Raw genomic sequence first — 14,869 nt, 5'->3', positions numbered from 1 at the left:
TCGCTGACAGCGTGGCCAGCGCCAAAAGCGGGTCATCCATGCGGGTACTCGCGCTGACACTGCCTTTCAGCGCTGTACACACAACACAGGATTCCGGGTTCACCGGGCCGGGGCGCGGTTCCCTCAGCCAACGGTCAACGTCTCTCACGCGCTTTACCGGGGCCGCCGCTTGAGTTCCCTCGGGTCCTCGCAATCCACGTGCCGGTAAACGACGACCGGCGAACCCGATTGGCGTTCCAACTCACCTCGTCGGCAACGCTCAAGCGACTTGATTGACTTCATGCACGCCGGGCACGTCTCCCCCGACGGAGCAAACGTCGTGTACTCCCACTGTCGCGCGTCCGTTTCCGCTGTGCTCTGACTCGCCATGGCCGGTGTCCCCTCACGTCGACTATTCGCCGTCCACCTTCCGGCCGGAATGGATCTCCGACTAGCGGCCCCCTGTAGGCCAACTGTCGGCCAGAATGGACACATGGGCAGCAGCATCGGGGCCAACATCCGGCAACTCCGCGAAGAGCGGGGGTGGAGTCAGGCACGGCTAGCACGTGAGGTCTGCCAGGCAGCGCGAGTAACGGGCGAACCAGTCGGGCGGCAAGAGATCAGCCGTTGGGAGACAGGCAAGCGCACGCCCCGTGAATGGCTGCCGATCCTCGCTGCCGCGCTAGGCGTGTCCGTGGACGCGCTGAAAACGCCACAGGCGCCCGCTGAGCCGCCCTTGCCGACGCTCGCCGACTTCCTGCCCGAAGGTGACCCGCTGAGCCCGCTAGAGGGCCGCCCAGGGCGCCGGGTTGGCATGGCCCAAGTGGACGACTTGCAGCAACGCGTGCACGGCCTACGGCTGGCCGATGACGTCCTAGCCGGTGGGGATCTCATCCGCCCCGCGCTGCGTGAATTGCGTTCCGCCGTGAAGCTCTACCGGGAAGGCAGCCACACCGGCGAAGTCGGGCGCCAACTACTCAGGCAGATTGGGGAGTTGGCCCAGATCGCCGGATGGATTGCCAGCGATGCCGGGCAACACAGCGAGGCGGAGCGCATTTACCGGCTAGGAGTCAGCGCAGCGACTCAGGCCGAGGACCGCACCCTCGCCGGGAACATCGCCGGATCACTGGCCTACCAACTCAGCAACACGGGGCGGGAATCCGAGGGGCTGACGCTGGCCCATGCAGCGCTCAATGATGCAGGGACCGACGCTCCCCCAAAGGCACGCGCGCTGTATCTCGACCGGGTCGCATGGGCGCACACGAAATCCGGGGGAACAGAGAACGGGCAACAGGCCATGCGCGCCCTAGGGGAAGCCGGGCAAGCACTCAGCGAGGACAGCGCGGGAACCGAGTCACCGGCTTACCTGTATTGGGTCGACGCTGGCGAACTACGGGTCATGGAAAGTCGGGTCTACACAGAGATTCACCGGCCATTGCGCGCCGTCCCGTTGCTCCGGGAAGTACTCAGCGGATACGACGCCACGCACACGCGCGAATTGGCGCTGTACCTGTCATGGCTTGTCATTGCTCTCGCGGATGCCAACGAACCGGAAGAGGCGGCAGCCGTGGCCGACCGGGTAATCACGCTGGCCGCTGACATCCCGTCAGAACGGACAGCGGAGAGGGTGCGCGTGATCCTGCGCCGGTTGCAGGACTTCGCCGACGTGCCGGAAGTGGCCGCGCTACTCGCCGAACACCGGGCAGCCTAGAAACGCAGAAACGCCCCCTAGAGCCTCCGGAATGCAACCGGGGACCCTGGGGGGCGTTCTCAGACGCTCTCTGCGCCGTAGGACTCATCATCGGAGTACGGGTTAGTCAGTGTCGTCACACGGGCCAGCGACAGCGGCTCTATCCACTCGCTGTTCCCTTCGGCGAGACTCCGCATGTGCGCCCGGTAGGCACGGCTGGTACGGACAGCCACAGCCGCATTCTGCTGGTCTGCGGTGGCCATGGTCCAGAGAGGTTCTGAGGCTGCGTCAGGATTGGCGACGAAGAATGCTCGCCATTCGGCGTAGCTCATATCGCACCGGCCATGGCCAGATATCGGCGGCCGGTCCGTTCGGACACTCCGAAATGCCGGGCCAGCGCTGAGCCGGTCACGCGGGTACCGGAAGCGGTCAGCGCGGACACGGCGGAACGGATGGTGTCCGGGGTCGGCCGGTCGTTGTCGGCAACGCCCTCGGTCACCTCCGGCGCGCTGCTTTCGAAGTCTTGCCAGAGGTCATCTGGGATTACCGACTCAGGGAGGCTCTCAGCGGCCACCTGACGGCCGTTCACTCCCTCGCTGCGGTTCCCGTCCGCCGGAATGACCGTACGGCCCTCAGAGACGCGTACACGCGGCCGGACATGCATTGCCCAAACGACCAGTGGAGCGGCCACGCTGGCAGCAACCGTCACGGCAGTAAGCCATCGGCCGGACAGCGGAAGATGCGCGGCCACGTTGAAGCACACAACGGCCATGACCGAAGCGGCCACATTCCGGCGCTGACGTACAGACCAAATCATGAACAAATCGAGAGCCAGCGGAAAGGCCGGGGCCGTGTATTTCGTAAATCCGCAATGCAATGCAAGGTCGTATTCCGCGCTGAAACTCAGGTACATGGCGGCGAGCAGTGCGGACCATTTAAGGAAGACGTCAGTTTTCATTTTCGATTGCTTTCGGTATGCGTCTGGGTTAATTACGTTCTGTTTGCTGACGATCCGTCAGATAGAGCCCCGCCGGCCTGGAAATTGGATAAATATGCAGGTCTAGCGGCTTTTCGGGCTAGACCCCCGGGGGTGCAATTTCGCAGCGATGTCCCCAGCCATGGGAGCTGGGTCCCTGGGATGATCTTCGCTGGACTTCGACCCACCCCCCGCCTTGCATACATATGCAGGAATGGGAGGCTCGGCTATGCATTCCCATGCATTCACGGCGAGTGATTATCAGGTTCGGAATGATCGCGCTTCCCGCTGGCGGTTCCGTTCCGCCGCAGCAGAGAAACAGCCCACAGAGTTCAGAGAGTGGGAGTAATTTCCCTGAACTCTGTGGGCTGTATTCACCGGTTAGCCATCAGGCTTAGGCGAGAACCTGGTTCAGTCCGGTACCCGAGATGACCGAGATACTCGACGGGTAACGCGCAGCCTGGAATGACGCGTAGTTGTAGACGCGCAGGAACAGCGAAAGCTGATTCGCGTACGTCTGAGAGAAGGCTTCCGCCTTGAAGTTGCCTTCAAAGGCGTAAACGTCGTCCGCCTTCAGAACGATGATTCGGTCCTGGTCGGTACCCGCTCCCAGATTGGTGGGAATGTTCGCGTCTAGGTAAACCGGAAGACCAGCGAACACACCCACAGGACCCTCAGCATTCAGCGACGGGCCGAGCAGACCAGGGGCGTTAAAGGCTCCGCCCTGCGCCGGAACAATGATCGGCCGGTTGCTGCTGTCGACCTGAGCGAGCATCCACGCGAATCGGCGCGGGTGCATGACGATGGCCGTAGGCGCAGCAAATCGCGTAGACCAAATCTTCGAAATGGCGGACGCCACAGCGGTATATAGCGAGGTGGCGCCAGTAAGCGCGGTACCGGTCCAGGCAACCGAGTTGGTACCGGCCAGGTTGAGAATGCCCGTGGGCTTCCCGCTGGTGCCATCACCGGACAAGTAAAGGGAATCAAGCTGCCTCGCATAATCCGCAGCAAGGTCGCTCAGGATCACCTCATCCGTGCGAATGGGCGACTGCTCTAGCATCTGAAGGGAAATCGTCTGACCACCGGCAACCGTGAAGACGCTCGACGCAATGGACGTCGTCTGCATGTCGGTGTTCTGAATGGCAGTATTCTGCGCACCCTGAACGGCCGTTGCAGTACCGCCGGAAACCTTCGGAATCGATATCAAGTCCGTGCCCGGCGGAAGCGGATTGGTGTTCACCAGGTCGGCAAAGGTCCGGTGCGGCCGGGCGTAGCGGACGTACTCCTCAGTGAGCCACAGAGGCGGGACGAATTCGCCACCGGCCCCGTTCGTGGTGCTCAGCGCGCGCTGTTCAGCGTCGTTGCGCTCCAGTCGCTGGCGCGCGTCACGGTCGCCGGTCTGGGCTACGCGAGCCAGGTCTAGGAAGTAACTGTTGCGACCCTCACGGGTGTACGTGGACGGCTCGGTAACGCGGGCGGAAGCGGTGGGCATGCTGGAAGTCCTCTGAGAGTTGGTGGAGTTGGCGGAAGCGCCCGGGGCATAACGCAAGGCCATAGGGGCGGCAGCCTCATCGGCGTCGACCTGCGATTCGAGTTCCTCGATCCGGTCGTTCAGCGCGCGAATCTCGGCCTCATGGGCATCGAATCGGGTTTCCTCGCCGGTGGTCAGCCCGCGCTTACTGCGCTTGGCATGCTCTATGAGATTGCCAACGGCATTTCGTTCGTCATCCCGACGAGCGCGAAGATCAGCGATAAGAGATCGCTTGTCCATGCTTGCTCTTTTCTTCGAAGAGATGCCGGTACGCCTCGCGGCCAGCGGCAGGGGAAATAGGGCTATGCCCTGCGCTTACGTAGCGCTCTCTCGTATTCAGCGCGGCACGGTTTGCAGGAGTAGTGGTGCTGTCTGTGCCGGTGGGGTCGGCGCGCTGGCGTGAATTGGCTTGCGTGCTTCCAGTGTTCGCAGTGGGAACATCGCAGCAACGGCCAACCAGGTTCATGCGGCGCCGAGTTGTGAAGCGCGACCACTCTCAGACCGATCGCCGTGCGCGGTATTCGAGGACGGCCCCGCCCAATCGGCGCTCCATTGCCAACCGGCGAAGTTCCGTGCCGGAATCCACAGCGGCTAGGGCCAGATCGAGCAGTGGGTGAGCCGTGCCATCGGGCTGTACGGCGCCCCCGTCAGCGTCAATGCGGTTGAACATGGCGTTTACGTAGCCGGTCAGTCGCGTCCGCAGCGATGCGCTGAAATCCAGCGTTTCAGCGTCCGGCGCACCGGCATGGCGATACGTCGGCGGAGTAGGTCTAGGAAAGTGCCGTGACTCAATTTCGTGGCTCATTGGCTTTGGTTCTCTGTGAGTTGGTGACCTACGGATTTCCGTAGGTGGTCAGCGCATCCGGTGGCGCCGGTACGAAGAAATTCCACTTTTCAGCCGGCTCGGGGGTGGGCCTGCGCTTTTGCGTGGTGCAGAAAATGAAAATGGCCCCCATGCCGAGCACCTCCCCAGCGGGCAACCTGGGAAGTACTCGGCATGGGGGCCGGGAATTTGGGCGGGTCACCTACGGATTTCCGTACGTGCCTCGCGACGCAGCGGGTTGCCATCGCTGCTGTGGGGATGCCGTAACGCACCCCTCAATAAGGTTCTAGCGAGTGGGTTACCAGCCCTGAATACCGCCGAGTTTCTGGAATGGCTGTACGGCCGCGTGGCGACCGCATAGAGATGCCCCGGTGGAAAGCCCCGGGGCATGGCTGTTAGGTGCTCAGGCGCCCGTCTGTGCCTTCCTGGCAGCGCGATAGTGGGCCGTCTTACAGCGAGGTGAGCAGAAACGACGCGGGCGGCCAATGCCATCCCAACCGGTGTTGTCCTCGCAGCCCTCGCGCGCGCACTCGGCGTCATAGCGCTCGCCCTGCGCTTCCCGGGCCAGTTCGCTTAGCTCACTCTGCATTGCAGCGCATGTCTCGTTCGCGTCGTTGGCGTAGTCACAGAACGTCTGTTTGCCTCGCAGCGGCCGGAAGGTTGCTCCGCACAGACGGCAGACCTTTTCAGCGGGCCGAGGACCCTTCTCTCTGCGGTGGGCACGCATCTTGCACTTGTCCGAACAGAAGCGGAGCTGACGACCGGTTAGCCACTCGCTGCACTCTTCGCAGGCTGAGGTGCCGCTGAAACCAAGCATCTGGGGGTGTCTCCAATCGCGATTAATGGTTACGGGTCTCTGCTTTTGCTTAGAGACCTCTATAGGAATCTGATTTTTAGTAACCGTAGATATTGATAAGAAACAGCTACAGAGAGTTGTTGTTTGCCCAACCCTTCGCGCTGTCCTCAACTGTTCTTCCGGGCCCTCTGCGCACGCTTCTTGCACGCCCCGCCGCAGTACGTACGAGGGCGCCCCGTGCAAGGCTGCGTAATGGCCTCTCCGCAGACAGGGCAAACGCCATCAGGCGTAGAGACAGCCTCAGCGCGTAGGGCAAGGGCTATCCGCTGGTGCGTTTCCTCTGCACCGCTGACCTTGCGGCCTACGGCGTCCCATAGCACCGTTTCGGCGTCCCGGAGTAGGGCGAGCAGTTCACTCTTAGTCATCGAGTTTCATTCCTTTCGGGGACACGCGGTGTGTCCCTAAAGTGGTTACGGGGACATCTGGCCTGTCCCTAAAGTCGTTTCGGGGCGGTTGGGGTGTCACTAAACGCGTTTCGGGGACATGCGTTGTCCGCGAAAGTCCCTAAACTTGGGCAGAAAAAAACCACCCGATCACGAAACCGGGTGGCTTTTCGATTCCTGCGGAAGCTCAGACCAGCGCAAGACCGGCCTTACGCATTGCCTGTCGCTTGGCATGAACACCCAGAAGTGCAAGCCGTTCAGCTTGGAGCCGCACGTCATTTCCCATATTGCTCTGGAATGCGCGTACCAGTCGGCCACGGTGGGAATCCTCACCGGCCCACGACATGATGATTTGCCACATCTCGTCTGCTGCCATTGCGTGCTGCCTCTCCACCGTCGCGCTTGCCTCTCGTAACAGGACTAGCGGGTCGGTTACCTCGGAGCATGCATAACTGACGGTGCGTCAGTTGATCTAGTGACGTTTCCCTTCGCGCTGACTCGCTGACGCCAGCGACCGGCCCGGAACGGCCCCTGAGGGCAGCAGAAAGCCCCGCCGGACCACGGGGGCCAGACGGGGCTGTAAGGGCGCTACGCGGCCACTCAGGCGCCTGGGGCTGCCACCCCTCCGCGCGGACCTCGCTGCACTTCCAGATGCGCGCCAGCGTCGGCCAGCACGCGGCGCCTGCGACACGCAAAGAGCACCGCCCGGCAGATCCACCAGGGACCGGCCGAGCGGTGCTCAGAGGGGCTGTCTAGTCGTTTGCAGCCAACTCGGCCGCCATGGCCGTGAATTCGCTTGCTGCCTCGCTGTAGAACGGGTCTCTGACGTCGAATTCGACGCGCCGCTCATCCAGCTTTCGCCAGCCGCCCGGAGTTCCCGCCTTAATCGACAGGTGCGCGCCTGCATCCGCCAGCATCTTCCGCCGTCCGGCCGTTTCCGCCTTGACCCACTTTTCCGCATACGTCTTGCGGGTTCGGATTTCCTCGGTGCGCGGCTCTACCTTTTCCCGGCTTTCAAGCTCAGCAAGTCGAGTATCAAGCGCGTCGCGGTGCTGTTCCCATGAGTTCATCGCAGCCTTGGACTTGATGTTCTGTCGCTCCGCGCGATGCGCTTCGTACTCAACAAGAGTGGCGTCAATTTCCGGCTGAGGATCGTACCCGGGAATGTTGCGCGTAGTGACGATCTCCAGACCCCCAAGGATGCGCAAGAATTCATGCGTCGCATACTCGTCAACCCAGTCAGCGCGAATGTTCACCGGGTGCTCACAAACTTCGCCCCGAGGAGAAGCCCCGCACCGATACGTGGGGCGCTGACCAGGCTTCGATTCTTGCGCGTTGAGGTACATCCGGCCATTACAGGAAGAACAGTGGATGATTCCGAACAGAAGTGCGTTGGTATCCCGCCGGACAGAGTTTTCGACGCTGCGAGTGTCCAACAGAGCTTGAACGGCATCGAACTCAGCACGCGTCAGAATCGGTTCACGCGTCGCCATGATGGGCCGCCCTTTGCTGTCACGCACGGGCTTATCGTCGCTGACTTTCCATCCGATCAGGGTTTCCGTGCGCAGAATTCGTGCGACCGTTACTGAGCTCCATCGCGCGGGCTTCTCCACTTTGCGACTCTTGTATTTCGACCAATGGTCGGCAGGAGAAAGCACGTCGTCAGCGTTCAAGGCAAGGGCAATGCTGTTAGCGGTCTCCCCCTCCACAAGCGCCTTGATGATGCGCTCAATGACTTTCACGGCTTCCGGGTCTTTAACGAGCGTCCAGCCGCCACCTTCGAGCGGCGCAGGCACGTACCCGTAAGGCGCACGGGAACCACGCCAGCGGAGTTGCATGACCCTCATTGCAGCCTGAGCGCTGGTTACGCGTTCCCGGATTGACTGAGCCTCCATCTGTGCTGCGAAAGCGAAGAGCGTGACCATGAGCTGAGCCATGGGATTGAGAGGGTTACGAAAGTCCAGCTCCAGCCGTCCGCCCGGACCTTCGGCGAACACAATCAGTTTCTTGTGTTCGCGCGCCCACTTCGCCAATTCGTGCATGTCTTCCATGGACCGGACCGCGCGATCAAAGCGCCAAAAGACCAGCGCGTCGAAGTCGTCCGGCCTACGAAGCCAAGCGCCCAATTCCGGGCGCTCAAAAGGCGTCGTCTTGCTGGCACTTACGCCGAGGTCAACGGCTTCCCGGTCGGCAAGGTCGATAGACAGGGCGTCGGCGGCACTGTGGTTGGCCGTGCGCTGGCGCTCGGGTGAGGTGGTCTCGTCCGTCATGACGGACAGACGGAGGACAGACACGCCCCTGAGTTGGTTGGTCACGGCGTTGCGGTAGCGAGTCGGATACTGCGTGCCTCTGACCTGCGCAGATGCTGTCATGGTGTGTGGCTCCCAGACCTACCAGTCGGGAGTCTTTGGAGACCACGACGTCATAGACGACTGGAACACCAGCGCCGCCTGGCTCGCCGACATGCGGGCCACGGTCTGGTGGCGCGAGCGGCTGCTGAGCGGCCTGATGTCGTACTGGGTCCACCAGCACCTCGGCAACCTCTCCCCCCGCGAACTGGCCGACGACCCCCTCTACGCCGCCGTCCGCGAGACCCCCGACGGCACCGATGTGCTGCGCGCCTTCGCCGCACAGTCCGACGCCGACCCGGCCTCCGTCCGCTGGAGTTACCGCCGCGACTTCGGCCGCGTACGGCTGCTGATGGTGGACACCCGGGCGGCCCGTGTCCTGGCCGAGGACGCCCGGGCGATGCTGGACCCGGGCGAGGCGCGGTGGCTGCGCGAGCAGGCGCTGGACGCGCCGGGCTCCTGCGACCATCTCCTGATCGGCACCTCCCTGCCCTGGCTGCTCCCCCACCTCGTGCACGACGCCGAGACGTGGAACGCGGCGCTGTGCCGGGGTGAACGCGGCGCGCGCTGGGCCCGGTTCGGGGAGAAGCTGCGCCGCCGGGCCGACCTGGAGCACTGGGCGGCCTTCCCCGCGTCCTTCACCGCACTCACGGAGCTGATCGCCGAGGCCGGTTCGGGGCCGGGCGCGCCGGCCACGGTGTCCGTCCTGTCCGGAGACGTCCACCACGCCTACATCGCCGAGCCGGAGTGGCCCTCGGACTCCTCCGGTTCTCCCGGTTCTCCCGGTTCTCCCGGCTCCCCGGGCTCCCCCGACGCCCGCGTCCTGCAGCTGACCTGCTCCCCCGTCCACAACTCCATCCCCCTCTACATCCGGCTGGGCTTCCGCTTCGGGTGGAGCGCGGTGGGCCGGGCGATCGGGCGGCGGTTCGCCCGGCACGGCGGGTGCGACCGGCCACCCGTCAACTGGCGCAGGACGGGCGGCCCCTGGTTCGGCAACCAGCTCATGACCCTGACCCTGCACGGCCGTTCGGCGCGGCTGCGGCTGGAGCAGGCCCGGGTGGAGCGGGGCGCGGGCGCCGCCCGGTTGCGTACGGTCGCGGAGTCCGAGATCAGCTCCTGAAGCCCGGGGCGTCCGGGGCACCCGGGGCGTCCATGGCGTCCATGGCCGACTGAACGTCCGTGACCGACTGAACGCGCGTGAAGTACCCGTGAGGGCTGTGCGGGGACCGCATGGGGACCGCATGGGGACCGCATGGGGACCGCATGGGGACCGCATGGGGACCGTGCGAGGGTGGCGCGAACGTGGTGTGAGCATGGCGTGAGCGTGGTGAGAGATACGCGTGAGGCATCCCACAGCGGGCGGGGAACCTCGCGCCCGGGGCTCGGTTCGCGTTCCCCGCGACGGCATGATGAGGCGGACCGTCCGCTTCCAGGGGTCGCCCCATGGTCCTCGCCATGGGCCTCACCATGGGCCTTCCAGCAGGCGGTTCGCCGTCATGCGCCCCCCATGCCCGGGAGTCACACCTTTGTCCGCAGTGAGCGCCGTGCCGTCCAGGACCGTCCATGCCACCGCCCATGTCTCCGTCGCCGTCGTCGGCGCGGGACCGCGTGGCACCAGCGTCCTTGAACGCCTGTGCGCCTCCGCACCGGAACTGCTCCCGCCCGGGGCACGGCTGACGGTCCACATGGTCGACCCGTCGCCGCCCGGCCCCGGCCGTGTCTGGCGCACCGCGCAGTCGCCGCATCTGCTGATGAACACCGTGGCCTCGCAGGTGACCCTCTTCACCGACGACAGCGTGGACTGCTCGGGCCCGATCCGCCCGGGGCCGAGCCTGCACACCTGGGCGGGCGGCGAGCTGGGCCCCGACGACTACCCGACCCGCGCCCACTACGGCCGCTACCTGGAGTGGGTGTTCGCCGAGGTGGTGCGCGGGGCGCCGCCCGGGGTGCGCGTCGAGGCGCACCGGGCGCGCGCGACACGGCTCGACGACGCTCCCGACGGCCGCCAGATCCTCACGCTCGACGACGGGCGCGCCCTGCCGGAGCTGTCCGCGGTCGTGCTCGCCCAGGGCCATCTGCCGGTGGCCGCGGACCGCGCCCGGCGCGACCTCACGGCCTACGCCGAACGGCACGGCCTGCGTCACATCCCGCCCGCCAACCCGGCGGACGTCGACCTCTGCGCCCTGCGCCCCGGTGAACCGGTGCTGCTGCGCGGCCTCGGCCTGAACTTCTTCGACCACATGGCCCTGCTGACCACGGGCCGCGGCGGCCGCTTCGTCCGCACCGCCGAGGGCCTGCGCTATCGGCCCTCCGGCCACGAGCCGCGCCTGTACGCCGGTTCCCGCCGCGGCATCCCCCACCAGGCCCGCGGCGACAACGCGAAGGGCCCGTACGGCCGTCACATCCCCCGCGTTCTCACGGACGAGGTGATCGCCGGTTTCCGCAAGCGCGCCGACTCCGGCGAGGCGCCGGACTTCCTGGCGGAGATATGGCCTCTGATCGCGAAGGAGGTGGAAACGGTCTACTACGAGGGCGTGCGCGCCGGGCACCTGAAGCGTTCGAGCCCACCAGAGCATGCGAACCCGCCGGAGCGTTCGAACCCGTCAGAGCGTTCGAACCCGTCAGAGCGTTCACGCATGCCGGAGCGTTCGCCCATGCCGGACTTCAGGGACCGTTTCCTCGCCACCCCTCACCGCAGCCCTCAAGAGGCCCGGGTGCTGGACGAGTTCGGCATCCCGCGGGCCGAGCGCTGGTGCTGGGACCGCGTGTCGCGGCCGTACGGCGGGCGCGCCTTCGCCACGCCCGGCGCATGGCGCGGCTGGCTGCTGGCGCATCTGCGCGAGGACGCCGAGCAGGCCGCGCTCGGGAACGTCGAGGGACCCCGGAAGGCCGCCCTGGACGTACTGCGCGATCTGCGCAACGAGGTGCGGCTGATCGTCGACCACGGCGGCCTGTCGGGCGCCTCGCGCCGGGAGCACCTGGACCGCTGGTACACACCGCTCAACGCCCACCTCTCCATCGGCCCGCCCCGCCGCCGGGTCGAGGAGATGACCGCGCTGATCGAGGCGGGTGTCCTGGACGTCCTGGGCCCCCGGCTGGAGGTGCGGGCCGAGGACGGGGCGTGGGTCGCGCACTCCGCCGACGTACCGGGCTCGACCGTACGCGCGACGACGCTGATAGAGGCGCGGCTGCCGGAACCGGACCTCAGGCGGACCGCCGACGAGCTCCTCGCCCGGTTGCTGGAGACGGGTCAGTGCCGCCCGCACACGAGCGACGGTCACGAAACCGGCGGGCTGGACGTAACACCCCGCCCCTACCGCCTGGTGAACCGTCAAGGCCGCCCGCACACACGGAGGTTCGCCTTCGGCGTCCCCACGGAGGGCGTGCACTGGGTGACGGCGGCCGGGGCCCGACCCGGTGTGGACTCGGTCACGCTTTCGGACGCCGACGCGATCGCGCGGGCCGCGCTGCGTGCGGCAACGGCCGAGGCGCAAGGGCGAACGGAACCCGGCCCATGGCCGACAGCGCGCGGCCGTACGCCATCGGCCTCCTCCACCTCGTCTTAGGCCTGCCCTTCGCCGTGCAGGACGCCGCCTCGGCACCCACGGCACGGCGGATGTCAGGCCGACCCGGCGACCCATCCGAACGGAACCGTGAAGCAGGCCACCCGCGCACCCCGCGCGCCCGGCCCCTCGTACAGCACGACCGAACCGGCCCCGCCCTGCCGGAAGCCCCAGTCGTGCCGGGTCCTCGCCCCACCCGTCCCGTTCTCGTCGGCGGTGAAGTCCAGCCACACCTCGTTGTCGGGGTCGGGGTCGGGGACGGGAGCGGGAGCGGGGCCAAGGCCGGTGCCTGGGCCGGTGCCTGGGCCGGTGCCTGGGCCGGTGCCTGGGCCGGTGCCTGGGCCGGTGCCTGGGCCGGTGCCTGGGCCGGTGCCTGGGTCGGTGCGGGCCGGGTTCTCGCGGTGCCGGTAGACCCCGCCGGCCGCGGTCGGATCGGCCGCGCAGGACTTCTGGTGCACGCGCACGCCGTAGGCATGACCCGCCTTCACCCCGGTCACCCGCAGCTGTACGGTCGTGGCGCCCCGCTCGTCCATCCGCTGCTCCACCTCGATGCCGCCCGCCGCCGGGACGAGTTGCATGTCGTACGTCAGTGCCGCGGACGGGACGAAGGCGCCGGGCGGCGCGAACCGCGCGTCCGTCGTCATCCAGTAACCGTCCACTCCCGCGCCGCCGCCCACGGCCAGCACGGCCGACGCCAGGGCGCCGGCGATCATCCCTGCCACCATCGCTGTCCCACTCCTCCAAAACTCGTCCCCTCCCTGACTAGCCCCTCCCCTACTCGCTCCCGCCAGGAAGAGCACATGAACCCCCCGTGACCCTCCTGTCACACCAGCCGCGTACGCTGTATGGCTGTCACAGGCCGACTGCCGCTCCCCCGCGCGGAGCGGCGAGGTCGTGCCCACGGGGGAGTACAGGGGAGTTTTCGGTGCTGGAGAGTATGGGGTCGCTGACGGGCAGCCCATGGATCTACGCGGCGGTGGCCGTCTCGGTCCTGCTGGACGTCTTCCTGCCGGTGCTGCCGAGCGGCGTCCTCGTCATCACGGCGGCCACGGCGGCGGCGGCCGGTTCCGCGGGGGCCGTCCCGCACGCGGTGCCCGACATCCTGGCGCTCACCCTCTCCGCGGCCACCGCCTCGGTCCTGGGCGACCTGGTGGCGTACCGGCTGGCCTGGCGCGGCGGCGAACGTCTGGACCGGGCCATAGCCCGCTCGCGCCGGCTGTCCAGCGCGCAGGAACGTCTTGGCGCGGTCCTCGCCCGGGGCGGCGGCGCCGGCGGCGCCCTGGTCGTCCTCGCCCGCTTCGCGCCCGCCGGACGCTCGGTCGTCTCGCTCGGCGCGGGCGCCGCGCACCGGCGGGTCCGCGAGTTCCTGCCGTGGTCCATCGTGGCGGGCCTGGCCTGGGCCCTGTACAGCGTCGCCCTCGGCTACTTCGGCGGCCAGTGGCTGGGCGCGACCTGGCTCGCCACCGGGGTGTCACTGCTGGCGCTGTTCGGTGCGGGCGCGGGCGCGGCGTACATGATGCGCCGTCCCGTACGCCCCCTGCCCCACGAGTCGGGCACCGGCGCCTGACGTACGGGCGCGCCAACACACAGACGTACACATGTACGTACGTACGGACGCGCGGGGGCTATCCGGCGCGCTGGGGCTGAGCGGTCCCGCGTACCTCCAGGCCGCCCAGCAGCTCGGCCGTGGCGGCCGCGACCGCCTCGACGGCCCGGTCGAACACCTCGCGGTTGTGGGCGGCCGGGGCGCGGAAGCCGGACACCTTGCGGACGTACTGGAGGGCGGCTGCGCGGATCTCCTCCTCGGTGGCCTCTTCGGGGAGCGCGGGCGGGCGGAGCGTCTTGATGCTGCGGCACATGGGTCCAGTCTCGCGCGTATCTCGCGCGTACGAGAGGGTCCTGGGTTCGGGAATACCCCCTCCGCACCGCCGATTGTGCAGAACATGCCCTCTGTGCAGATCACGTACATCGGCGGCCCCACCGCCGTCGTCGAGCTCGGCGGCGTCCGGCTGCTCACCGACCCGACCTTCGACGCTCCCGGCGAGTACCCGATCGGCACGCGGAAGCTGGTGAAGACGGCCGGACCGGCGCTGACGGCCGCGGAGGCCGGCGCGGTGGACGCCGTACTGCTCTCGCACGACCAGCATCCGGACAACCTCGACACCGCCGGGCGGACGTATCTGGCCGGTGCGCCCCTGGCCCTGTCGACGGCATCGGCGTACGACCGTGTCGGCGCCCCCGTACGGGCCCTGCCCGCCTGGGAGCACGTCGACCTGCCACGCCACGACGGCGGCGGCGCGCTCCGGGTGACCGCCGTCCCCGCGCTGCACGGACCCGTCGGCTCGGAACCGGTCGTGGGCGAGGTGACCGGCTTCGTGCTCTCCGGCGAGGGACTGCCGAAGGTGTACGTCAGTGGGGACAACGCCTCGCTGGACGTGGTCCGTGAGATCGCCGGGCGTACGGGCCCGTTCGACGTGGCCGTGCTGTTCGCGGGCGCGGCCCGCACCCCGCTCGTGCCGGACGCCCCACTGACCCTGCCGAGCGAGGCGGCCGCGCGGGCCGCCGAGATCCTCGGTGCCCGGCATGTCGTACCCCTGCACTTCGAGCACTGGGGCCACTTCACCCAGGACGGCGCCACGCTGACGAAGGCCTTCGCGGAGGCCGGACTCACCGACCGTCTGCACCTGTTGGAGCCCGGGGCGTCGGTCCGGCTGTCGTAG

General features: G+C 67.1%; 10 protein-coding genes and 1 pseudogene. 5 read left to right on the top strand and 6 right to left on the bottom strand.

What is annotated here, in order from left to right; all coding sequences use genetic code 11:
* The first annotated feature begins 472 nt into the window (after window positions 1-472).
* Window positions 473-1,690 (top strand): helix-turn-helix transcriptional regulator, encoded by a 1,218-nt coding sequence (locus tag RV986_RS36360; protein ID WP_475921423.1) that lies wholly within the window; start codon window positions 473-475, stop codon window positions 1,688-1,690.
* A gap of 307 nt (window positions 1,691-1,997) precedes the next feature.
* On the opposite strand, the gene RV986_RS36355 is transcribed toward RV986_RS36360, so the two are convergent.
* From RV986_RS36355 to RV986_RS36340, 4 genes are all read right to left on the bottom strand, one after another.
* The gene (locus tag RV986_RS36355) at window positions 1,998-2,627 is read right to left on the bottom strand and encodes a transfer protein spdA (protein ID WP_475921422.1); all 630 of its coding nucleotides are present in this window, start codon (window positions 2,625-2,627) and stop codon (window positions 1,998-2,000) included.
* A gap of 412 nt (window positions 2,628-3,039) precedes the next feature.
* The gene (locus RV986_RS36350) at window positions 3,040-4,416 is read right to left on the bottom strand and encodes a phage major capsid protein (RefSeq protein ID WP_475921421.1); all 1,377 of its coding nucleotides are present in this window, start codon (window positions 4,414-4,416) and stop codon (window positions 3,040-3,042) included.
* A 2,009-nt stretch (window positions 4,417-6,425) separates the two neighbouring features.
* Complete coding sequence (locus tag RV986_RS36345; protein WP_475921420.1) at window positions 6,426-6,614, bottom strand: hypothetical protein; 189 nt, start codon at window positions 6,612-6,614, stop codon at window positions 6,426-6,428.
* Window positions 6,615-6,990: 376 nt separating this feature from the next.
* The gene (locus RV986_RS36340) at window positions 6,991-8,553 is read right to left on the bottom strand and encodes a recombinase family protein (RefSeq protein WP_475921419.1); all 1,563 of its coding nucleotides are present in this window, start codon (window positions 8,551-8,553) and stop codon (window positions 6,991-6,993) included.
* Between the two features lie 88 nt (window positions 8,554-8,641).
* On the opposite strand from RV986_RS36340, the pseudogene RV986_RS36335 reads away from it, so the two are divergent.
* Both RV986_RS36335 and RV986_RS36330 read left to right on the top strand, forming a co-directional pair.
* Window positions 8,642-9,706: pseudogene (locus tag RV986_RS36335) on the top strand (metallophosphoesterase family protein); the annotation flags it as partial.
* Between the two features lie 406 nt (window positions 9,707-10,112).
* Window positions 10,113-12,152, top strand: coding sequence for an FAD/NAD(P)-binding protein (locus RV986_RS36330; protein WP_475921418.1), 2,040 nt, complete (start codon window positions 10,113-10,115; stop codon window positions 12,150-12,152).
* 53 nt (window positions 12,153-12,205) lie between these two features.
* Here the strand turns inward: RV986_RS36330 and RV986_RS36325 are convergent, their stop codons facing one another.
* A complete protein-coding gene (locus RV986_RS36325) occupies window positions 12,206-12,874 on the bottom strand; it encodes a superoxide dismutase family protein (protein WP_475921417.1) in 669 nt (222 codons plus the stop codon).
* Between the two features lie 200 nt (window positions 12,875-13,074).
* Between RV986_RS36325 and RV986_RS36320 the strand changes: the two genes are divergently transcribed.
* Complete coding sequence (locus tag RV986_RS36320; RefSeq protein ID WP_475921416.1) at window positions 13,075-13,716, top strand: DedA family protein; 642 nt, start codon at window positions 13,075-13,077, stop codon at window positions 13,714-13,716.
* 58 nt (window positions 13,717-13,774) lie between these two features.
* On the opposite strand, the gene RV986_RS36315 is transcribed toward RV986_RS36320, so the two are convergent.
* Complete coding sequence (locus tag RV986_RS36315) at window positions 13,775-14,008, bottom strand: DUF2277 domain-containing protein (RefSeq protein WP_475921415.1); 234 nt, start codon at window positions 14,006-14,008, stop codon at window positions 13,775-13,777.
* Between the two features lie 84 nt (window positions 14,009-14,092).
* Here RV986_RS36315 and RV986_RS36310 point away from each other — a divergent pair, with 84 nt between their 5' ends.
* Complete coding sequence (locus RV986_RS36310; RefSeq protein WP_475921414.1) at window positions 14,093-14,869, top strand: MBL fold metallo-hydrolase; 777 nt, start codon at window positions 14,093-14,095, stop codon at window positions 14,867-14,869.

The organism is Streptomyces sp. RLA012, assembly GCF_056270325.1.
This window is presented reverse-complemented; position numbering and strand designations above follow the sequence as displayed.

Coding starts and splice junctions, on each gene's coding strand:
- RV986_RS36360 (WP_475921423.1), top strand. CDS start 473: ATGGGCAGCAGCATCGGGGCCAACATCCGGCAACTCCGCGAAGAGCGG.
- RV986_RS36355 (WP_475921422.1), bottom strand. CDS start 2,627: ATGAAAACTGACGTCTTCCTTAAATGGTCCGCACTGCTCGCCGCCATG.
- RV986_RS36350 (WP_475921421.1), bottom strand. CDS start 4,416: ATGGACAAGCGATCTCTTATCGCTGATCTTCGCGCTCGTCGGGATGAC.
- RV986_RS36345 (WP_475921420.1), bottom strand. CDS start 6,614: ATGGCAGCAGACGAGATGTGGCAAATCATCATGTCGTGGGCCGGTGAG.
- RV986_RS36325 (WP_475921417.1), bottom strand. CDS start 12,874: ATGGTGGCAGGGATGATCGCCGGCGCCCTGGCGTCGGCCGTGCTGGCC.
- RV986_RS36315 (WP_475921415.1), bottom strand. CDS start 14,008: ATGTGCCGCAGCATCAAGACGCTCCGCCCGCCCGCGCTCCCCGAAGAG.
- RV986_RS36310 (WP_475921414.1), top strand. CDS start 14,093: ATGCCCTCTGTGCAGATCACGTACATCGGCGGCCCCACCGCCGTCGTC.